The organism is Pseudomonas ceruminis (assembly GCF_021602025.1).
In the GTDB taxonomy this organism is placed as follows: Bacteria; Pseudomonadota; Gammaproteobacteria; order Pseudomonadales; family Pseudomonadaceae; genus Aquipseudomonas; species Aquipseudomonas ceruminis.
In genome coordinates this window covers 1-243 of sequence record NZ_BQHW01000110.1, presented here as the reverse complement: position 1 = coordinate 243, position 243 = coordinate 1, and the positions used below count along the sequence as shown (strand labels likewise).

Sequence of the window (243 nt, the reverse complement as noted above, 5' to 3'; positions counted from 1 at the left end):
GCGCTGTGAGGCGTTGAGCTAACCAATACTAATTGCCCGTGAGGCTTGACCATATAACACCCAAGCAATTTGCTAGCGCAGATTGCGGTGGTGAAGACGAAACGAACCGAAAGTTCGCAACATCACACATATCGCATATCCGAATTCGCTAGGCTGTCCAGCTGGACATTCTGGCAACAGAATTTCTTGACGACCATAGAGCATTGGAACCACCTGATCCCATCCCGAACTCAGTAGTGAAAC

Annotated in this window: 1 rRNA gene; it reads left to right on the top strand. The window is 49.0% G+C overall.

What is annotated here, in order from left to right:
* Positions 1-185 precede the first annotated feature (185 nt).
* Positions 186-243 (top strand): 5S ribosomal RNA (gene rrf / locus L6D80_RS30035); the annotation flags it as partial.